A 15,410-nucleotide genomic window follows, 5' to 3' on the forward strand; every position below is an offset into this window, starting at 1 on the left:
GGGGCGTCGAGCCTCCGGTATGCCGCGTTGCCTCAGCCCTGCGCGGGGAGATGGGCGTCGAGCCAGGCGACGACCGAGTCCATGACCTCGTCCCGGTTGATCTCGTTCAGCATCTCGTGCCGCCCCTGCGGCCAGAGCTTGAGCGTGACGTCCGCGCTGCCGAGGCGGCGGTACTGCTCGGCCACGGCCGTCGGGCCCTTGCCCTTCTCGCCCACCGGGTCGAGCCCTCCGGAGAACAGGAAGATCGGCAGGTCCTTGGGCACGCGGGACGCCAGGGCGTCGGTGTTGATGGCGCCGAGCCCGCCCAGCAGGTCCGCGAAGAACCCGCTCGTGAAGACGTTTCCGCAGCGCTCGTCGGCGACGTACTTGTCGACCTCGGCCTCGTCCCGGGAGAGCCAGTCGAACTTCGTGCGGTTGGGCTTGAACGCGGAGTTGTACTGGCCGAACGTCAGCTGGTCCATCAGGCCGCTGGTGTGGCGGCGACCGCGCAGCCGCGCCTGGGCGGTGGCGAGCGCGAGCCCCACCTTGCCGAGCGCACCCGGATCGCCGGCGGTGCCGGACAGCACCAGTCCGTCGAGGTCGGCCCCGAACCGGGCGGCGTACGAGCGGCTGAGGAAGGACCCCATGCTGTGCCCGAAGAGGAAGAACGGCAGACCCGGGTTCTCCTCGCGGGCGTGGTCGCTCACGAGGTGCAGGTCGTCGACCACGGTGTCGAAGCCGTGGTCGTCGGCGAAGTAGCCCGCGTCCCCGGAGGTGCGCGCCGTGGAGCCGTGGCCGCGGTGGTCACTGGCGTAGACGGCATACCCGGCTGCAGTGAGCCGCTCGGCGAACCGCGCGTATCGGTCGGAGTGCTCCGCCATCCCGTGCGCGACCTGGACCACGGCCTTGGGCGGGCCGTCGGGCAGCCACCGGTTCACGTGCAGCTGGGTGCCGTCGGGGGTGGCCAGGGTGAAGCTGCTGGACTGCATGGGGCGACGATAGCGGCGCGGTGGGCTCCGCGTGCCGGCACCGTCCGGATCCCCGGAGCCGGCCGCCGGGTGGTGTGTCAACCCCCCGGATGCGTCATTGACCCCGTCGCGGCCGACCGCGACGCTGAGGTGGCCGACCGGCGAACGCACACTCAACGGGGGAACCATGAAGCGCATCGCGGTGGCAGCCGTCACGGCTGCACTGACTCTGCTGGCAGGACCGGCGATGGCCCAGTCGCCGCACACCGTCGACCCCGCCACCATGACACCCACCCTGAACCCGGACTACGCACCGTGGACGTGCATCGTGGCCGGCACCGGCATCACCTGCACCGGTCTGCAGGACCTCGCGTACACGAACGAGGCGATCGGCCTACAGTGCAGCGGGAAGGATGTCTACGTGACGGGCGTCCAGCGTTCCAAGTTCATCCGCTGGCACGACCTCCAGGGCCGGGCCCTCAAGACCTCGATCCAGACGAACTTCCCCGCGGACCGGCTGACGCTCTCAGCCACGGGCGAGGGGCCGGCCGTGTTCCTGTCGGGCGACTGGCACAAGCACTACGTCTACCCGGTCCCGGGTGACCTGGCCCAACGAGTGCTCACCGAGACCGGCTCGGCGCTGAAGCTGCGGGTCCCCGGCGAGGGCGTGACCTTCCGCGACTCCGGCACCGTCACCTACGTGCCGAGCCAGGAGTACGAGACCCCCTCGGTCATGCACGGCGTCCACGACAGGTTCACCGGGGTCGACCTCGATGCCCTGATCTGTGACGGGCTGACCTGACCCGAGCCGGGAAAGCAGGAGGACCCCTCGACGAGCTCGTCGAGGGGTCCTCCTGATCACGTGCGCGAGGGGGGATTTGAACCCCCACGCCCTTTCGGACACTGCGACCTGAACGCAGCGCGTCTGCCGTTCCGCCACTCGCGCGTGGGACCGGCCAATTGTGGCGGACGCCCCCCGAATTCACCAAACCGGCCTCCCGGGGGCCCGCGACCGACCTCCCGGCTGCTCTCCACCCACCGCCCGTCGGTCCTCAACCGGGCCGCGCAGCACCTCCTGCGGGGTTCTCCCCGGCGCGCGTGACCGTCCTGCCCAGACCAGCCCGTTACGATCGTGGACCAGACAGGACCGGTCGATGTCCGACCGAGCCCGGGCAACACGTGAGGAGGTGGCACCCATGGGTCTTTTCGACCGCGTCGAGCAGCGTCTCGAGCGTGCCGTCAACGGGGCCTTCGCGCGCGCCTTCAAGTCCGAGGTGCAGCCGGTGGAGATCGCCTCCGCGATCCGCCGCGCCATGGACGACCGCGCCGCGGTCCTCGGACAGGGCCGCACGATCGTGCCCAACCTCTTCACCGTGGAGCTCTCCGACACCGACTACGACCGCCTGGGTGGCTACGACGAGGAGCTCGAGGTCGAGCTCATCGCGGCCGCCCAGGAGCACGCCGAGTCGCAGCGCTACCAGCCCGGCGGCCCGCTCCAGGTCAACTTCGCCAGCGCGAACGACCTCGAGACCGGGGTCTTCCGGCTGCGCACCTCGACCGCCCGTCGCCCGGGCACGACGCCCAAGCGGGGCGAGGAGGGGTATGCCGCCGCGCCGGCTCCCAGCCCCGCTGCTCCGGTCGCGCCGCGACCGGAGCCGGCCGACGACGGGCTCGAGGCGACCCAGCGCCAGGCGCCGGTGGCCCCGCCGGCCCCGCCACGGCGGGTCAACCCCGCCGACCGCCCGTGGCTCGACGTCGACGGCGAGCGCTACCCGCTGATGGGTGCCATGACGGTGCTCGGTCGCGACGACAGCGCCGACATCATCCTCGACGACCCCGGGATCTCCAGGCGGCACAGCGAGATCCGGGTGACCAACGACGGCCCCCACCTCGTCGCGAGCATCCGCGACATGGGGTCGACCAACGGCACGTTCGTCAACAGCGAACGCATCACCAGTCAGCGCCTGTCCGACGGGGACCGGATCACGGTGGGGCGCACCTCCGTCATCTACCGCGCCGGGCGGCGGTGATGGCCACGCATGAGTGAGCTCACTCTCACGATCATCCGCCTCGGGCTCCTCGTCCTCCTGTGGATCTTCGTCTTCAGCGTCGCCGGCGTGCTCCGGGGCGACCTCTACGGCACCCGGGTGGTGAGCCGCACCCCTCGCAAGCCGGCTCCCGCCGGCCGCCGGGGCGAGTCTCGCGACGCCGCGCCCGCCACAGCCCAGAAGCGCCCCAAGCGGCAACCGCACTCGACTGCTCCCCGGACCCTCGTCGTCACCGGGGGCGCCCTGACCGGCACCAGCCTGCCGTTGCGCGAGGCCGGCACGATCATCGGCCGCAACCCCGAATGTGCCCTGGTCCTCGAGGACGACTTCGCCAGTGGCCGGCACGCGCGCATCTTCCACCGTGACAACGCGTGGTTCGTCGAGGACCTGGGCTCCACCAACGGCACCTTCGTCGGCACCGAGCGCCTCACCGGCCCGGTCCGCGTCGAGGCCGGTAGCACCCTGAGGATCGGCAAGACCGTCATCGAGCTCAGGCGATAGGCAGCGACGACGATGCCCTTCGCCTTCCACTACGCCGCACGCTCCGACGTCGGCATGGTCCGTTCGGAGAACCAGGACTCGGGCTATGCCGGACCCCGGCTGCTCGCGATGGCCGACGGCATGGGCGGTCACGCCGGTGGTGACATCGCGTCGTCCACCGTGATCGGCGCCCTGGTCGACCTCGACGGCGAGGCGCTGGGCAGCAGCGAGGCGAGCACCGCACTCCTGCAACGGATCTCGGCTGCCAACGACGAGCTGGCCGAGATGTCCAAGGCCGAGCCCCGCCTGCAGGGGATGGGCACGACACTGATCGCCATCCTGCGGTCGCACAACAAGCTCGTCCTGGCCCACATCGGCGACTCCCGCGCCTTCCTGGCCCGTGACGGCAAGCTGACCCAGATCACCAAGGACCACTCGTTCGTTCAGAGCCTCGTCGACGAGGGACGGATCACCGAGGACGAGGCGATCGGCCACCCGCAGCGCTCCCTGGTGACGCGCGTGCTGACCGGCCAGCACGACGACGAGCCCGACGTGATGGTCCGCGAGGCCCGCATCGGCGACCGCTACCTCATCGCCTCCGACGGCCTCACCGACTACGTCGCGGGCGACACCATCGCCGAGATGGTGCTGGCCGGGCAGCCCCCGGGCGCCACGGCCGACCGCCTGGTCGACCTGGCCCTGAAGGCCGGCGCACCCGACAACGTCACCGTCGTCATCGGCGACGTCGTCGACCTCACCAAGGGCGCCGCCCCGCCGACGCAGCCCCAGATCGTCGGTGCCGCCGCCACCCGCACCAAGGGCACCCGACCCATCCCCGTCACGCCCGCCGCCAAGGCAGCGGCCCTCTCGCGCGAGGCCTCCGGCGCGGACGACGACGACGTCACCCTCGCCGAGGAAGGTCCCGCCTCGGGGCCGGGACGCTGGCTGCGCCGGATCGCCGTGCTGCTGGTCGTGCTCATCGTCCTCGGTGGTGGCGCGTATGCCGCGTACACCTGGTCGCAGCGCCAGTACTTCGTCGGGGCGCACTCCGGCAACGTGGCCATCTACCAGGGCGTGACGCAGGACGTCGGTCCGATCAGGCTCTCGCACGTGAGGTCCGAGTCGGACGTCCGCGTGGACGAGCTCCCCGACTTCTACCGCGCCAAGGTCGAGGACCGCGTGTCGACCGACACCCTCAAGGACGCCGAGGCCCTCGTGAGCCAGCTGCGCACGGAGGCCCTGCGGTGTGCGGCCAGCCCCGCCACCTGTGACGACTCCGGCAGCGGCAGCACGCCGACCACGCCGTCGACCACGACCAGCCCGACCACGACGACGTCGTCACCGTCGTCCACGACCACCCGATGACGACGGTCTCCAGCGTCGCCCCCCGCACCCGCCGCAACGTCGAGCTGGTGCTGCTGCTGCTCGCCGTCGCGATCGTGGTGCTCGCCTACGTCAACGTCGGGCTCTCCGTCTCCGGCGCCTTCCCGCCCGGACTCGTCACCCACGGCACCGGGCTCCTCGTCATCTCGCTCGCCTTCCACCTGCTGTTGCGCTGGAAGGCCGCCTACGCCGACCCGCTGCTGCTCCCGATCGTCACGCTGCTCAACGGGCTCGGCCTGGTGATGATCCACCGGCTCGACATCGCCGAGGGTCGCGACATCACCGAGGGACTGGCGCTGCGGCAGCTGACCTGGAGCGCCCTCGCCGTCGCGATCGCCGCCGTGGTCCTGTGGTTCCTGCGCGACCACCGGATGCTGCGTCGCTACACCTTCACCGCAGCGGTGGTCGGCTTCGGCCTGCTCATCCTCCCCCTGGTGCCCGGGATCGGGCGCACCGTCAACGGCTCCCGCATCTGGATCGGCCTGGGGCCGTTCACCTTCCAGCCGGGTGAGGTCGCCAAGATCGTGCTCGCGGTGTTCTTCGCCGGTTACCTCGTGCAGACCCGTGACGCCCTGTCCCTCGCTGGGCGCAAGGTCCTCGGGTTCACCTTCCCGCGTGGTCGCGACCTCGGCCCGATCGTGGTCGCGTGGGTGCTCAGCCTGCTCGTGCTCGTCTTCGAGAAGGACCTCGGCTCCTCGCTCCTGCTCTTCGGCCTGTTCGTCTCGATGCTCTACGTCGCCACCGAGCGCACCTCGTGGATCGCCATCGGCATGACGTTGTTCTGCGGCGGCGCCTACGTCGCCTTCCTCGCGTTCAGCCACGTCCAGTCGCGCGTGCACCTGTGGCTCGACCCCTTCGCACCCGACCAGTCCGACCAGGTCGCCAAGGGCCTGATGGGTATGGCGGCCGGTGGCCTCCTCGGCACCGGCCTGGGTCGTGGGCGTCCCGACCTGACCTACTTCGCGGAGTCCGACTTCATCTTCCCGAGCTTCGGCGAGGAGCTGGGGCTGGTCGGCCTGTTCGCGCTGCTCGTCCTCTACGTGCTCCTCGTCGAGCGCGGCCTGCGGACGGCTCTCGGCGTGCGCGACGGGTTCGGCAAGCTGCTGGCCAGCGGACTGGCCTTCTCGATGGCCCTGCAGTGCTTCGTCGTCGTCGGCGGCGTCACCCGGGTCATCCCGCTGACCGGGCTGACGATGCCGTTCCTCTCCTACGGAGGCTCCTCCCTGCTCGCCAACTGGTCCCTCGTCGCCCTGCTGCTGCGGATCAGCGACGTCGCCCGCCGACCCGTCGAGGAGGTCCGGAGCGGACCCAGCCCGTCGGGCGAGGCCCGGACCGAAGTGGTGGCGGTCCGGTGAACTCCCCGATCCGTCGCCTGTCCACCGTCGTGGCCATGCTGTTCACGGCGCTGCTCATCTCCACGACCTACATCCAGTTCGTGCAGGCCAAGTCGCTCCAGGACCGCCCGGAGAACCGCCGCACGCTGCTCGCCAACTACGCGCGCGAGCGCGGCCAGATCCTGGTCGGCGGCAAGCCGGTCGCCAAGTCCACGGCCACCGACGACGAGCTGAAGTGGCTGCGCACCTACCCCCAGGGCGAGCTCTACTCGCACGTGACCGGCTACTACTCCTTCACCTACGGCGCGGGGGGCGGCATCGAGGGCGCCGAGAACGACCTGCTGTCCGGGTCGTCCGACAAGCTCTTCTACCGCAGGGTCTCCGACATCCTCACCGGCAAGGAGCAGACCGGGGCGAGCGTCGAGCTGACCATCAACGCCAAGGCGCAGGCCGCGGCCGAGAAGGAGCTGGGCAACCAGCGCGGCGCTGTCGTCGCCCTCGACCCCACCACCGGCGAGATCCTCGCGCTCGTCAGCCACCCGGCCTACGACCCGGCTTCGCTGAGCAGCCACGACACCGACAAGGTCGTCGCGGCGTGGAAGAAGCTGAACGCCGACCCGACCCAGCCGATGGTCGACCGGGCCATCGCCGGCAACCTCTACCCGCCGGGCTCGACCTTCAAGGTCGTCACCGCCGCTGCGGCGCTGGAGTCCGGGAAGTTCACCGAGGAGAGCGTGATCCCGGGCCCGGCCGTGCTCGACCTGCCCCAGACCGACAACGACCTCCCGAACGACTTCAGCGGCAGCTGCGGCCCCAACAACAAGACGACCCTGACCCACGCCCTCGAGATCTCGTGCAACACCGCCTTCGGCTGGCTGGGCATGCAGGTCGGCGCCAACGACTTCCAGGCCCAGGCCGCCAAGTTCGGGATGGGTGACCGGTTGCAGATCCCGATGTCGGTCACGCCCAGCTCGGTGCCCGCCGAGCTCAACCAGCCCCAGCTCGCCCAGTCGGCGATCGGGCAGTACGACGTGCGGGTCACGCCCCTGCAGGTGGCGATGATCTCCGCCGCGATCGCCAACAACGGCGTGGTCATGCGCCCGCACCTGGTCAAGAAGGTGACGTCGTCCGACCTCGAGGTCATCGACGAGCCCCAGCCCGAGCAGCTCTCGCAGGCCGTCTCCGCCGACACCGCCGCGGCCCTGACCCGCATGATGGAGGCCGTCGTCAAGAGCGGCACCGGCCGGGCCGCCCAGATCAGCGGGATCGACGTGGCCGGCAAGACCGGCACCGCCCAGCACCAGAAGGGCAAGCCCCCGCACGCCTGGTTCACCGGGTTCGCCCCGTCGAACGACCCGAAGGTCGCGGTTGCGGTCGTCGTGGAGGACGGCGGGAACGCCGGCAACGAGGCTGCGGGGGGCCGGGTCGCCGCGCCGATCGCCAAGGCCGTCATGGAAGCGGTGCTGGGCCGATGACCTACACAGCCGACGACCTCGTCGGAGACCGCTACCGACTGGTCGAGCGCATCGCCGCCGGCGGCATGGGCGAGGTGTGGCGCGCCCACGACGAGACCCTCGACCGGGACGTCGCGGTCAAGGTGCTGCTGCCCGACAGCGCCCAGGACGAAGGCTTCGTCGAGCGCTTCCGCTCGGAGGCCCGGCTCAGCAGCCAGCTGTCCCATCCCAACGTCGGCACGGTCCACGACTTCGGCGAGCACGACGGCCAGGCCTTCCTCGTCATGGAGCTCATGACCGGGGAGCCGCTGTCGAGCCTGATCAACGAGCGCGCGCCGCTGCCCCAGGCCGAGGTCACCGAGATCCTCCACCAGACCGCCCTGGCCCTGCAGGCCGCCCACGACGCGGGAGTCGTGCACCGCGACGTCAAGCCCGCCAACATCGTCGTGGACCCCCAGGGCTACGCCAAGCTCACCGACTTCGGCATCGCCCGCGCCCTCGGCGAGGCCTCGCTGACACAGACCGGTGAGGTCCTGGGCACTCCGCACTACCTCGCCCCCGAGCAGGCCAAGGGCGCGCAGGCCGGGCCCCTGAGCGATGTCTACGCGCTGGCGGTCGTCGGCTACGAGATGATCACCGGAGAGCGGCCGTTCTCCGGTGAGTCGATGGTGGCCACCGCCCTCGCCCACGTCAGCCAGCCCGCCCCGCAGCTCTCCGGCGACGTCGAGGAGCCGTTGCGCACGACCGTCATGGCGGCGCTGGCGAAGGACCCGTCGCAGCGCCCCCAGAGCGCCGCCGAGTTCGCCGACGCGCTGCGCCTCCCGGCCGGCCAGGTGCCCGAGCACCTGCGGGCCGGCGCAGAGGCCGCGGTCACGCCGACCATCGTGGGGGTCCCGTTGGACCTCGCCCCCGACGCGCCCCTGCCGACCTCCGTCATCCCCACCTCGGCACCCCTCGGGGTCGCCCTCGCGGACACCCCCGCCACCGCCGACCCCGTGCACCACGACACCGTCGACCCAGACACCGTCGAGCACGAGCCCAGCGAGCACGACACCCGGCGCCCGGCCTGGCTGATCCCCGTCGCCGCGGCGGCCATCGTCCTCGTGGTCGTGATCGCGGCGATCGCCCTGGGCGGCGGGGGATCCGCGCGGCCACCGGCCGGGACCGAACCGTCGACGACGCCCGCGACCACGCCGGTGACGACCACCCAGCCACCGACACCGTCGGCCACCACCTCCAGGGCCACGGCGTCGCGCACCAGCACCGCAGTCAAGGTCTCGCCCAAGCCCGCGCACCCCAAGGGCGGCGGCAAGGGCAAGGGGGGAAGGAAGAAGTGACCGCACCACGTCTGCTCGGGGGCCGCTACGAAGTCGGGGAGCTGCTCGGCCGGGGCGGGATGGCCGAGGTCCACCTCGGTCACGACACCCGGCTCTCGCGCCCCGTCGCGATCAAGATGCTGCGGTCCGACCTGGCCCGCGACACCCAGTTCCTCAACCGTTTCCGCCGCGAGGCCCAGTCGGCCGCCGGCCTCAACCACGCCTCGATCGTCGCGGTCTACGACTCGGGCGAGGACCACGCCGTCGAGTCAGGTGGCGCCTCCGTCCCCGTCCCGTTCATCGTCATGGAGTACGTCGAGGGGCGCACCCTGCGCGAGCTGCTCAACGCCAGCTCGCCGCTCGACCCGGCGGAGGCCGCCCGGATCACCGAAGGGGTGCTCGACGCGCTGGCGTACAGCCACCGCATGGGGATCGTGCACCGCGACATCAAGCCGGCGAACGTGATGATCGGGCCCCAGGGCCAGATCAAGGTGATGGACTTCGGCATCGCCCGGGCCGTCGCCGACGCCAACGCCACCATGACGCAGACGCAGGCGGTCATCGGCACCGCCCAGTACCTCTCGCCGGAGCAGGCCCAGGGCCACCACGTCGACGCGCGCTCCGACCTCTACTCCACCGGTTGCCTCCTCTTCGAGCTGCTCACCGGCCGCCCGCCGTTCCAGGCCGACTCACCGGTCGCCATCGCCTACCAGCACGTGGGTCAGCCGCCGCCCCGGCCGTCCACCCTCAATCCCGCTGTCGACCCGGCGCTCGACGCCGTCGTCCTGCACTCCCTCGCCAAGGACCGCGAGGCCCGCTACCAGGACGCCACGGCGTTCCGCGCCGACGTCCAGGCCGCGCGGCTCGGGCGCCCGATCAGCGACGCCGCGCGCGGCACCGCCGGGAGCGCCGCCGACCTCACCGTCGCGATGGCTGCCACCACGCCGGCTGCCGCGACCACCGTGCTCGCCACCACCGGCGGGTTCGACGGGCCGCGGGACCCGGTCGGCTCCAACACCGCCAGCCTGCCCGCCATCGGGCACGACCCCGACGACGAGCCGCGCAAGCGGCGCGGGCTGGCCTACTTCCTCCTCGTGCTGGCGGTCCTCGGTGCCCTCGTGCTGCTCGGCGTGGCCGGCAAGGCGCTGCTCGACCGACCGCCGACGGACGCACCCAAGGTGGCCGTGCCCACGGTGATCGACCTGCCGCAGGCCGCCGCCGAGGCGAAGCTCAGGGCGGTCGGGCTGGTGCCCGAGGCGACCCAGGTCGCCAGTGCCAAGGACATCGGCGTGGTCGTCGACCAGAACCCGGGCGCCAACGAGATGGTCGCCAGCGGAAGCCAGGTGGGCATCAGCGTCTCGAGCGGTCCCGACACGGTGGAGCTGCCCGACCTCAAGGGCTTCACCCAGGACGAGGCCACCGCCCGGCTCGCGGCCCTCGACCTCAAGGTCGGCACGGTCAAGCAGGTCGACGACACCGGTCTGGACAAGGGCAAGGTCTTCACGACGTCGCCCGGCGCGGGCGAGGACGTCGCGGTGGGATCCGCCGTCAACCTCAACGTCTCCTCCGGCAAGGTGACCGTGCCCGACGTCGTGGGCAAGACCCGCAACGAGGCGGCCGACATCCTCGGGGAGCTCGGGCTCAGCGTGAAGACGACCTACGTCGACAGCACGGAGACCGAGAACACCGTGCTCAAGCAGAGCATCAAGGCCAGGACCAAGGTCGAGGACGGGTCGACGATCACCCTCACCATCGCCCAGCCGCCTCCGCCGGTGCAGACCCCGACGACGCCGCCGACCACGGCCACCACCGCACCGACGACTCCGCCGACGACGACCACCACCACCGTTCCCACCACCGTTCCGTAGCCGACCACCCGGCGCGGGTGGCCGACAACGACGCGGGTCGGCGCGAGCTAGCCGGCCGCGACCGCCCGGGCCACGCCCTCGGCGTCGTGGACCAGCGGGCTCAGGCCGGCTGAGCGGTCGACGGCGTCCTCGAGCCCGCAGCCGACCAGCCAGTTGGCCAGGATCCGGTGTCCGCCCTCGGTGAGCACGCTCTCGGGATGGAACTGCACCCCGTGCAGCGGCAGGTCGCGGTGCCGGACGGCCATGATGATGCCCGACTCGGTGTGGCCGTTGACGACCAGCGTGTCCGGCACGGTCGCCGGGTCGATCGTCAGCGAGTGGTAGCGGGTGGCGGTGAACGGCGAGGGCAGTCCGGCCAGCACCCCGGTGTCGTCGTGCAGGACCCGCGAGGTCTTGCCGTGCAGGAGCTCGGGTGCCCGCCCGACGGTCGCGCCGACGACGACCCCGAGCGCCTGGTGGCCGAGGCAGACGCCGAGCATGGGCTGGGACCGCTCGGCGCAGGCCTCGATCATCGCCATCGAGACGCCGGCCTCCTCGGGGGTGCCGGGTCCGGGGGAGATGAGCACCCCGTCGAAGTCGGCACCGTCGGCCGGGCCCACCGCGTCGTTGCGCACGACCTCGCACTCGGCACCCAGCTGCTGGAGGTAACCGACGATCGTGAAGACGAAGCTGTCGTAGTTGTCGACGACGAGGATGCGGGTCATCAGACCTCCCGGGCGTGCACGACGACGCCCGCGCTGGGGTCGACGGTGTTGTCGTTGAACGGCATCAGCGGCGCGATCCGGGGGAACACCCACACGAAGAGGACCGCCACGACGAGCAGCACCAGCACGGCGGCGAGCAGCACCCGGACGAGGAGGGGACCGGGCAGCGCTCGCCAGATCGCGGCATACAGCATGGCTCAGGCCTTCTTGGGGAGAGTCTTCGGGACGGTGAGGGTGCCGGCGGGCAGGCCGTCGGCGTGCTTGTAGGTCTTCACCAGCTGGGCGAACACGACGTAGCGCTGCGCCGCGCTGTACTTCGGGTGGCACGCCGTCATCGTCATCCACCGCTCGGTCGGCTTCACGCCCGGCTGGTCGGGCACCGGTGCGACCACCTGCACGTCGGTGGGCGCCACGATCTCGTGTCGCTTCACGGCATACACGCTGTATGCCGTCTTGGTCTCGACCACGACCAGGTCACCGGGGCGCAGGGTGTCGATGTCGTGGAACGGGCGCCCGTAGGTGGTGCGGTGCCCGGCCACGGCGAAGTTGCCCACAGCGCCCGGCAGGACCGTGCCGTCGTAGTGCCCGATGCCGTCCTGGAGGATGTCGCGGCTGGTGCCCTCCAGCACGGGCCGGGCGTAGTCGGCACCGAACCGCGGGATCCGCACGATCGCGAAGGCCGACCCGAACGGCACCGCCTTCGGGTTCTCCGTGCCGGGGTTGCCGGGGGTGCCGGTCGGTGGCTTCGCGAAGTCACGCGTCAGCCTGGAGACGGTGGCGTCCTGGGTGCGGTGGGCCGTGACGTCGGTGAACCAGAGCTGCCACCCGACGAACAGGAGCAGCACCAGCCCAGCCGTGACCAACAGGTCGCCGACGATGCCGAGGGTCCAGCGGGCCAGCTTCACCGGGTCGTCCTTGCTCTCTGGAGGTTGATGGAGCCCGCATAGGCGGGGAAGGTCTGATCACGCCGCGACTGCACGTCGTAGCCGACCCCGACCGCGCCGACCCACTGCTTGTAGATAGCGACCGCCGGGCTGCGATCGAGTGACGCGCGCAGGTCGGACTGGTTGCCGATGGCGGTGATCACGTAGGGAGGGGAGTAGACCCGGCCCTGGAGGATGAGGGTGTTGCCGACGCACCGGACCGCGCTGGTCGAGATGACCCGCTGGTCCATCAGCATCATCGCCTCCGCGCCACCTGCCCAGAGCGCGTTCACGACGGCCTGGACGTCCTGCTGGTGCACGACGTAGTCGTCCACCGAGATGCCGTCGGGGAGCACGTCCGGAACGTTGCGGGCGTCCGTGAGGGTCACCTGCACCGTGGGGCCGGACACCGCCTGGGTGCCGGCGGCGAGCGCGAGCCGGTCGGCCTGCCGGGTCAGCTGGGTCACGCGCAGGTCGCCGGGCGCCTGCTGGGCGGACAACCGGTCGACCTCGGCGCGCAGCGAGGCGACCCGCGACGCCAGCACGGAGTTCTGCCGGGTCTGGTCGCGGATCAGGCCGGGGAGGTCGCCGCCGGAGGAACGCAGGTCGGTCCCGCGGGCGGTGGCCGCGCTCAGCGCGAAGAGCACGCCAGCACCCAGCGCGACCAGGGGCACGACGGCCGACCAAGCGGTGGGGCGGCGCGTCAGCCACGTCAGCCGCTGGTCCGCCATGGCACTACGCTATGCCACACGTCGCGACGGTGATGGCGCTGTCCGAGCTACGAGGAGTGTTTCCGTGCCTGAGTCCAAGGGTCGCGCCAAGCGCGCGTACACCCCGCCGAGCAAGCCCGCGAAGGCCAAGGTCGGGAACCCGCCCTGGTTCGTGCCGGTGATGCTGACGCTCATGGTCGTCGGCCTCCTGTGGATCGTGGTCTTCTACATCACCAGCCAGCGGTTCCCGATCGAGGCGATCGGCCGCTGGAACCTCGGGGTCGGCTTCGGGCTGATGCTCAGCGGCTTCGCGATGACCACCCGCTGGCGCTGACCCACCCGCGCCCTGGCCCCTGTCCACAAGGGGTGAGATCCACAGCGGTGGCGTCGCCCGCGGGGTTGTCCACAGGGTTCTCCACAGCTGGGGACAAATGACAGGCGTGTAATCCGCCCCCTCTACAGAGGTGGGACAACCGCGGTCCGGCCAGCGCGGCGCTCATCGAAGGCGCCCACGGACGCGCCGACCCCGATGGGACGACCGCGGTGAGGGCGGACGCGGTGAGGGCGGACGCGGTGAGGGCGGACGCGGCGGCTCAGGCGAGCAGGTCGCTGGGCGCCACGGCATACTTCGCGACCGCGACGGCGATGACCACGAGCAGCACGAGCACGACGCCGGGCCACTGCCACCGCCGGCGCTCCTTCGCGGACGTCGCGGCGATGACGCCGGCGACGGCGGCTCCGGTCACCAGCCCACCGAGGTGGGCCTGCCAGGCGATGCCGGGCACGACGAACCCGATCACGGCGTTGAGGCCGATCGTCGCGTACATGCCGGCCGAGGACCGACCCAGGTGCCGGTTGAGCACGAGCAACGCGCCGAAGAGGCCGAAGACGGCGCCGGAGGCACCGACCGCGCCGATGTACCACGAGCTCGGGCGGCCCGGCTCGAAGGCGACGGCCGGTGACATCAGGAGGTAGCAGGCCGAACCGCCGAGGGCGCTGACCAGGTAGACCGCGGCATACCGAGCACCACCGAGCAGCCGCTCGAGGTACTGGGCGCCCACCATCCACAGGGCGAGCATGTTGAACAGGATGTGGGTGATCGTCGCGTGCGCGAACGCCGACGTGAGGAACCGCCACGGCTCGTGGGCGCCGAGGTAGGGGACGAACGAGATGTCGCGGCTCAGGCCCGGACGGGCGGTCTGCAGCACGAAGACGAAGACGCAGATCGCGATGATCGCGTAGGACACCACCGGCGTGTCGGTGACGTTGCCGCCGAACACCGTGCGCGTGGTGCGCACCGTCTTGGCCTGCTCCTTCACGCAGTCGACGCACTGGACCCCGACGGCCGCGGGGCGCTGGCAGTCCGGGCAGACCGGGCGGCCACACCGCTGGCAGCGCACGTAGGAGACCCGGTCGGGGTGCCGCGGGCACACCGGGGTCACCTGTTGCTGCGGGTCTGCCGTGGGCTCAGTCATGGGTGGCGCTCCGAGGTCTCGGGGTCGTCGCAAGGACCTCCGTGCGAGGTGCCCGACCCGTGGGGGCCGGGCACCTCGCGCCGATGGTCGGTCGCGAGTCAGTCGTTGACGACGACCGACTCGATGACAACGTCCTCGAGGGGCTTGTCGTTCGCACCAGTCGGCACGGCGGCGATCTTGTCGACGACCTCGCGGCTGGGGCCGTCGGCCACCTCACCGAAGATCGTGTGCTTGCCCTGCAGCCAGGCGGCGTTGCCGACGGTGATGAAGAACTGCGACCCGTTGGTGCCCTTGCCCATCCGCTTGCCGGCATTGGCCATGGCGAGCATGTACGGCTTGGTGAAGTCCTTGTCGGGGCTGATCTCGTCGTCGAAGGTGTAGCCGGGGCCGCCGAAGCCCTGCCCCAGCGGGCATCCGCCCTGGATCATGAAACCCGGGATGATGCGGTGGAACACCAGGCCGTCGAAGAACGGCGTGGGGTTCGAGCGGCCGGCGTCGTCGCGGTACTCCTGCTCGCCCTTGGCCAGTCCCACGAAGTTCTTGACGGTCTTCGGGGCGTGGTCGGGGAACAGCGTGACGTTGATGTCGCCGTGGTTGGTCTTGAGGGTGACGTCCATGTCACGCATCCTTCCATGCGGGCGCACCCGAGATGCCGCCCAGTACCCCCACGGGCTTGCTCACCAGCGGAAACAAGGCAGGATGGGTAGGGAGAAGCCGTCCGTCCGGCTTGTGCCCGGTGCCTTTCGAGACACTGGTCCGCAGGCCCAC

The 15,410-nt window shown here is 71.2% G+C and carries 16 protein-coding genes and 1 tRNA gene; 9 read left to right on the forward strand and 8 right to left on the reverse strand.

Annotated elements, in window-relative coordinates:
• Window positions 1–32: 32 nt before the first annotated feature.
• A complete protein-coding gene (locus ABD262_RS12940) occupies window positions 33–968 on the reverse strand; it encodes an alpha/beta hydrolase (protein WP_344136690.1) in 936 nt (311 codons plus the stop codon).
• Window positions 969–1,134: 166 nt separating this feature from the next.
• On the opposite strand from ABD262_RS12940, the gene ABD262_RS12945 reads away from it, so the two are divergent.
• Window positions 1,135–1,749: a hypothetical protein gene (locus ABD262_RS12945; protein WP_344136693.1), complete on the forward strand. Its 615-nt coding sequence runs from the start codon at window positions 1,135–1,137 to the stop codon at window positions 1,747–1,749.
• A 61-nt stretch (window positions 1,750–1,810) separates the two neighbouring features.
• On the opposite strand, the gene ABD262_RS12950 is transcribed toward ABD262_RS12945, so the two are convergent.
• A tRNA-Leu gene (locus tag ABD262_RS12950) sits at window positions 1,811–1,893 on the reverse strand.
• A gap of 250 nt (window positions 1,894–2,143) precedes the next feature.
• Here ABD262_RS12950 and ABD262_RS12955 point away from each other — a divergent pair.
• From ABD262_RS12955 to pknB, 7 genes are read left to right on the forward strand one after another with little or no spacing between them, the layout of a single operon-like run.
• Window positions 2,144–2,977 carry an FHA domain-containing protein gene (locus ABD262_RS12955; RefSeq protein ID WP_344136696.1) on the forward strand — a complete coding sequence of 278 codons (834 nt, stop codon included), beginning with the start codon at window positions 2,144–2,146 and terminating at the stop codon, window positions 2,975–2,977.
• A gap of 9 nt (window positions 2,978–2,986) precedes the next feature.
• Window positions 2,987–3,496, forward strand: coding sequence for an FHA domain-containing protein FhaB/FipA (locus ABD262_RS12960; RefSeq protein ID WP_344136699.1), 510 nt, complete (start codon window positions 2,987–2,989; stop codon window positions 3,494–3,496).
• Window positions 3,497–3,508: 12 nt separating this feature from the next.
• Window positions 3,509–4,840, forward strand: a complete 1,332-nt coding sequence (locus tag ABD262_RS12965) for a PP2C family protein-serine/threonine phosphatase (RefSeq protein WP_344136702.1) — start codon at window positions 3,509–3,511, stop codon at window positions 4,838–4,840.
• Window positions 4,837–6,213 carry an FtsW/RodA/SpoVE family cell cycle protein gene (locus ABD262_RS12970; protein WP_344136705.1) on the forward strand — a complete coding sequence of 459 codons (1,377 nt, stop codon included), beginning with the start codon at window positions 4,837–4,839 and terminating at the stop codon, window positions 6,211–6,213. Before ABD262_RS12965 ends, ABD262_RS12970 begins: the two co-directional genes overlap by 4 nt.
• The gene (locus ABD262_RS12975) at window positions 6,210–7,667 is read left to right on the forward strand and encodes a peptidoglycan D,D-transpeptidase FtsI family protein (protein ID WP_344136708.1); all 1,458 of its coding nucleotides are present in this window, start codon (window positions 6,210–6,212) and stop codon (window positions 7,665–7,667) included. Before ABD262_RS12970 ends, ABD262_RS12975 begins: the two co-directional genes overlap by 4 nt.
• The gene (locus ABD262_RS12980) at window positions 7,664–8,983 is read left to right on the forward strand and encodes a serine/threonine-protein kinase (protein ID WP_344136711.1); all 1,320 of its coding nucleotides are present in this window, start codon (window positions 7,664–7,666) and stop codon (window positions 8,981–8,983) included. The genes ABD262_RS12975 and ABD262_RS12980 overlap by 4 nt, the downstream gene beginning before the upstream one ends.
• Window positions 8,980–10,830: a Stk1 family PASTA domain-containing Ser/Thr kinase gene (gene pknB, locus ABD262_RS12985; RefSeq protein WP_344136714.1), complete on the forward strand. Its 1,851-nt coding sequence runs from the start codon at window positions 8,980–8,982 to the stop codon at window positions 10,828–10,830. The genes ABD262_RS12980 and pknB overlap by 4 nt, the downstream gene beginning before the upstream one ends.
• A gap of 47 nt (window positions 10,831–10,877) precedes the next feature.
• Here the strand turns inward: pknB and ABD262_RS12990 are convergent, their stop codons facing one another.
• The 4 genes from ABD262_RS12990 to ABD262_RS13005 are packed head-to-tail and all read right to left on the reverse strand — an operon-like array spanning window position 10,878 to window position 13,188.
• Window positions 10,878–11,534 carry an aminodeoxychorismate/anthranilate synthase component II gene (locus ABD262_RS12990; protein ID WP_344136716.1) on the reverse strand — a complete coding sequence of 219 codons (657 nt, stop codon included), beginning with the start codon at window positions 11,532–11,534 and terminating at the stop codon, window positions 10,878–10,880.
• A complete protein-coding gene (locus tag ABD262_RS12995) occupies window positions 11,534–11,728 on the reverse strand; it encodes a hypothetical protein (protein WP_344136719.1) in 195 nt (64 codons plus the stop codon). Before ABD262_RS12995 ends, ABD262_RS12990 begins: the two co-directional genes overlap by 1 nt.
• A 3-nt stretch (window positions 11,729–11,731) precedes the next feature.
• A complete protein-coding gene (locus ABD262_RS13000; RefSeq protein WP_344136722.1) occupies window positions 11,732–12,439 on the reverse strand; it encodes a class E sortase in 708 nt (235 codons plus the stop codon).
• Window positions 12,436–13,188, reverse strand: a complete 753-nt coding sequence (locus ABD262_RS13005) for a DUF881 domain-containing protein (RefSeq protein WP_344136725.1) — start codon at window positions 13,186–13,188, stop codon at window positions 12,436–12,438. The genes ABD262_RS13000 and ABD262_RS13005 overlap by 4 nt, the downstream gene beginning before the upstream one ends.
• A 64-nt stretch (window positions 13,189–13,252) precedes the next feature.
• Between ABD262_RS13005 and ABD262_RS13010 the strand changes: the two genes are divergently transcribed.
• On the forward strand, window positions 13,253–13,501 hold the full coding sequence (locus ABD262_RS13010) for a cell division protein CrgA (RefSeq protein WP_344136728.1): 249 nt from the start codon (window positions 13,253–13,255) through the stop codon (window positions 13,499–13,501).
• A 259-nt stretch (window positions 13,502–13,760) separates the two neighbouring features.
• Here the strand turns inward: ABD262_RS13010 and ABD262_RS13015 are convergent, their stop codons facing one another.
• Together ABD262_RS13015 and ABD262_RS13020 are read right to left on the reverse strand one after the other, a co-directional pair.
• Complete coding sequence (locus ABD262_RS13015; protein ID WP_344136731.1) at window positions 13,761–14,642, reverse strand: rhomboid family intramembrane serine protease; 882 nt, start codon at window positions 14,640–14,642, stop codon at window positions 13,761–13,763.
• A 98-nt stretch (window positions 14,643–14,740) separates the two neighbouring features.
• Window positions 14,741–15,259: a peptidylprolyl isomerase gene (locus ABD262_RS13020; RefSeq protein ID WP_057376220.1), complete on the reverse strand. Its 519-nt coding sequence runs from the start codon at window positions 15,257–15,259 to the stop codon at window positions 14,741–14,743.
• Window positions 15,260–15,410 lie beyond the last annotated feature (151 nt).

Origin of the sequence: Pedococcus bigeumensis (genome assembly GCF_039531795.1) — a bacterium.
Classification (GTDB): Bacteria; Actinomycetota; Actinomycetes; order Actinomycetales; family Dermatophilaceae; genus Pedococcus; species Pedococcus bigeumensis.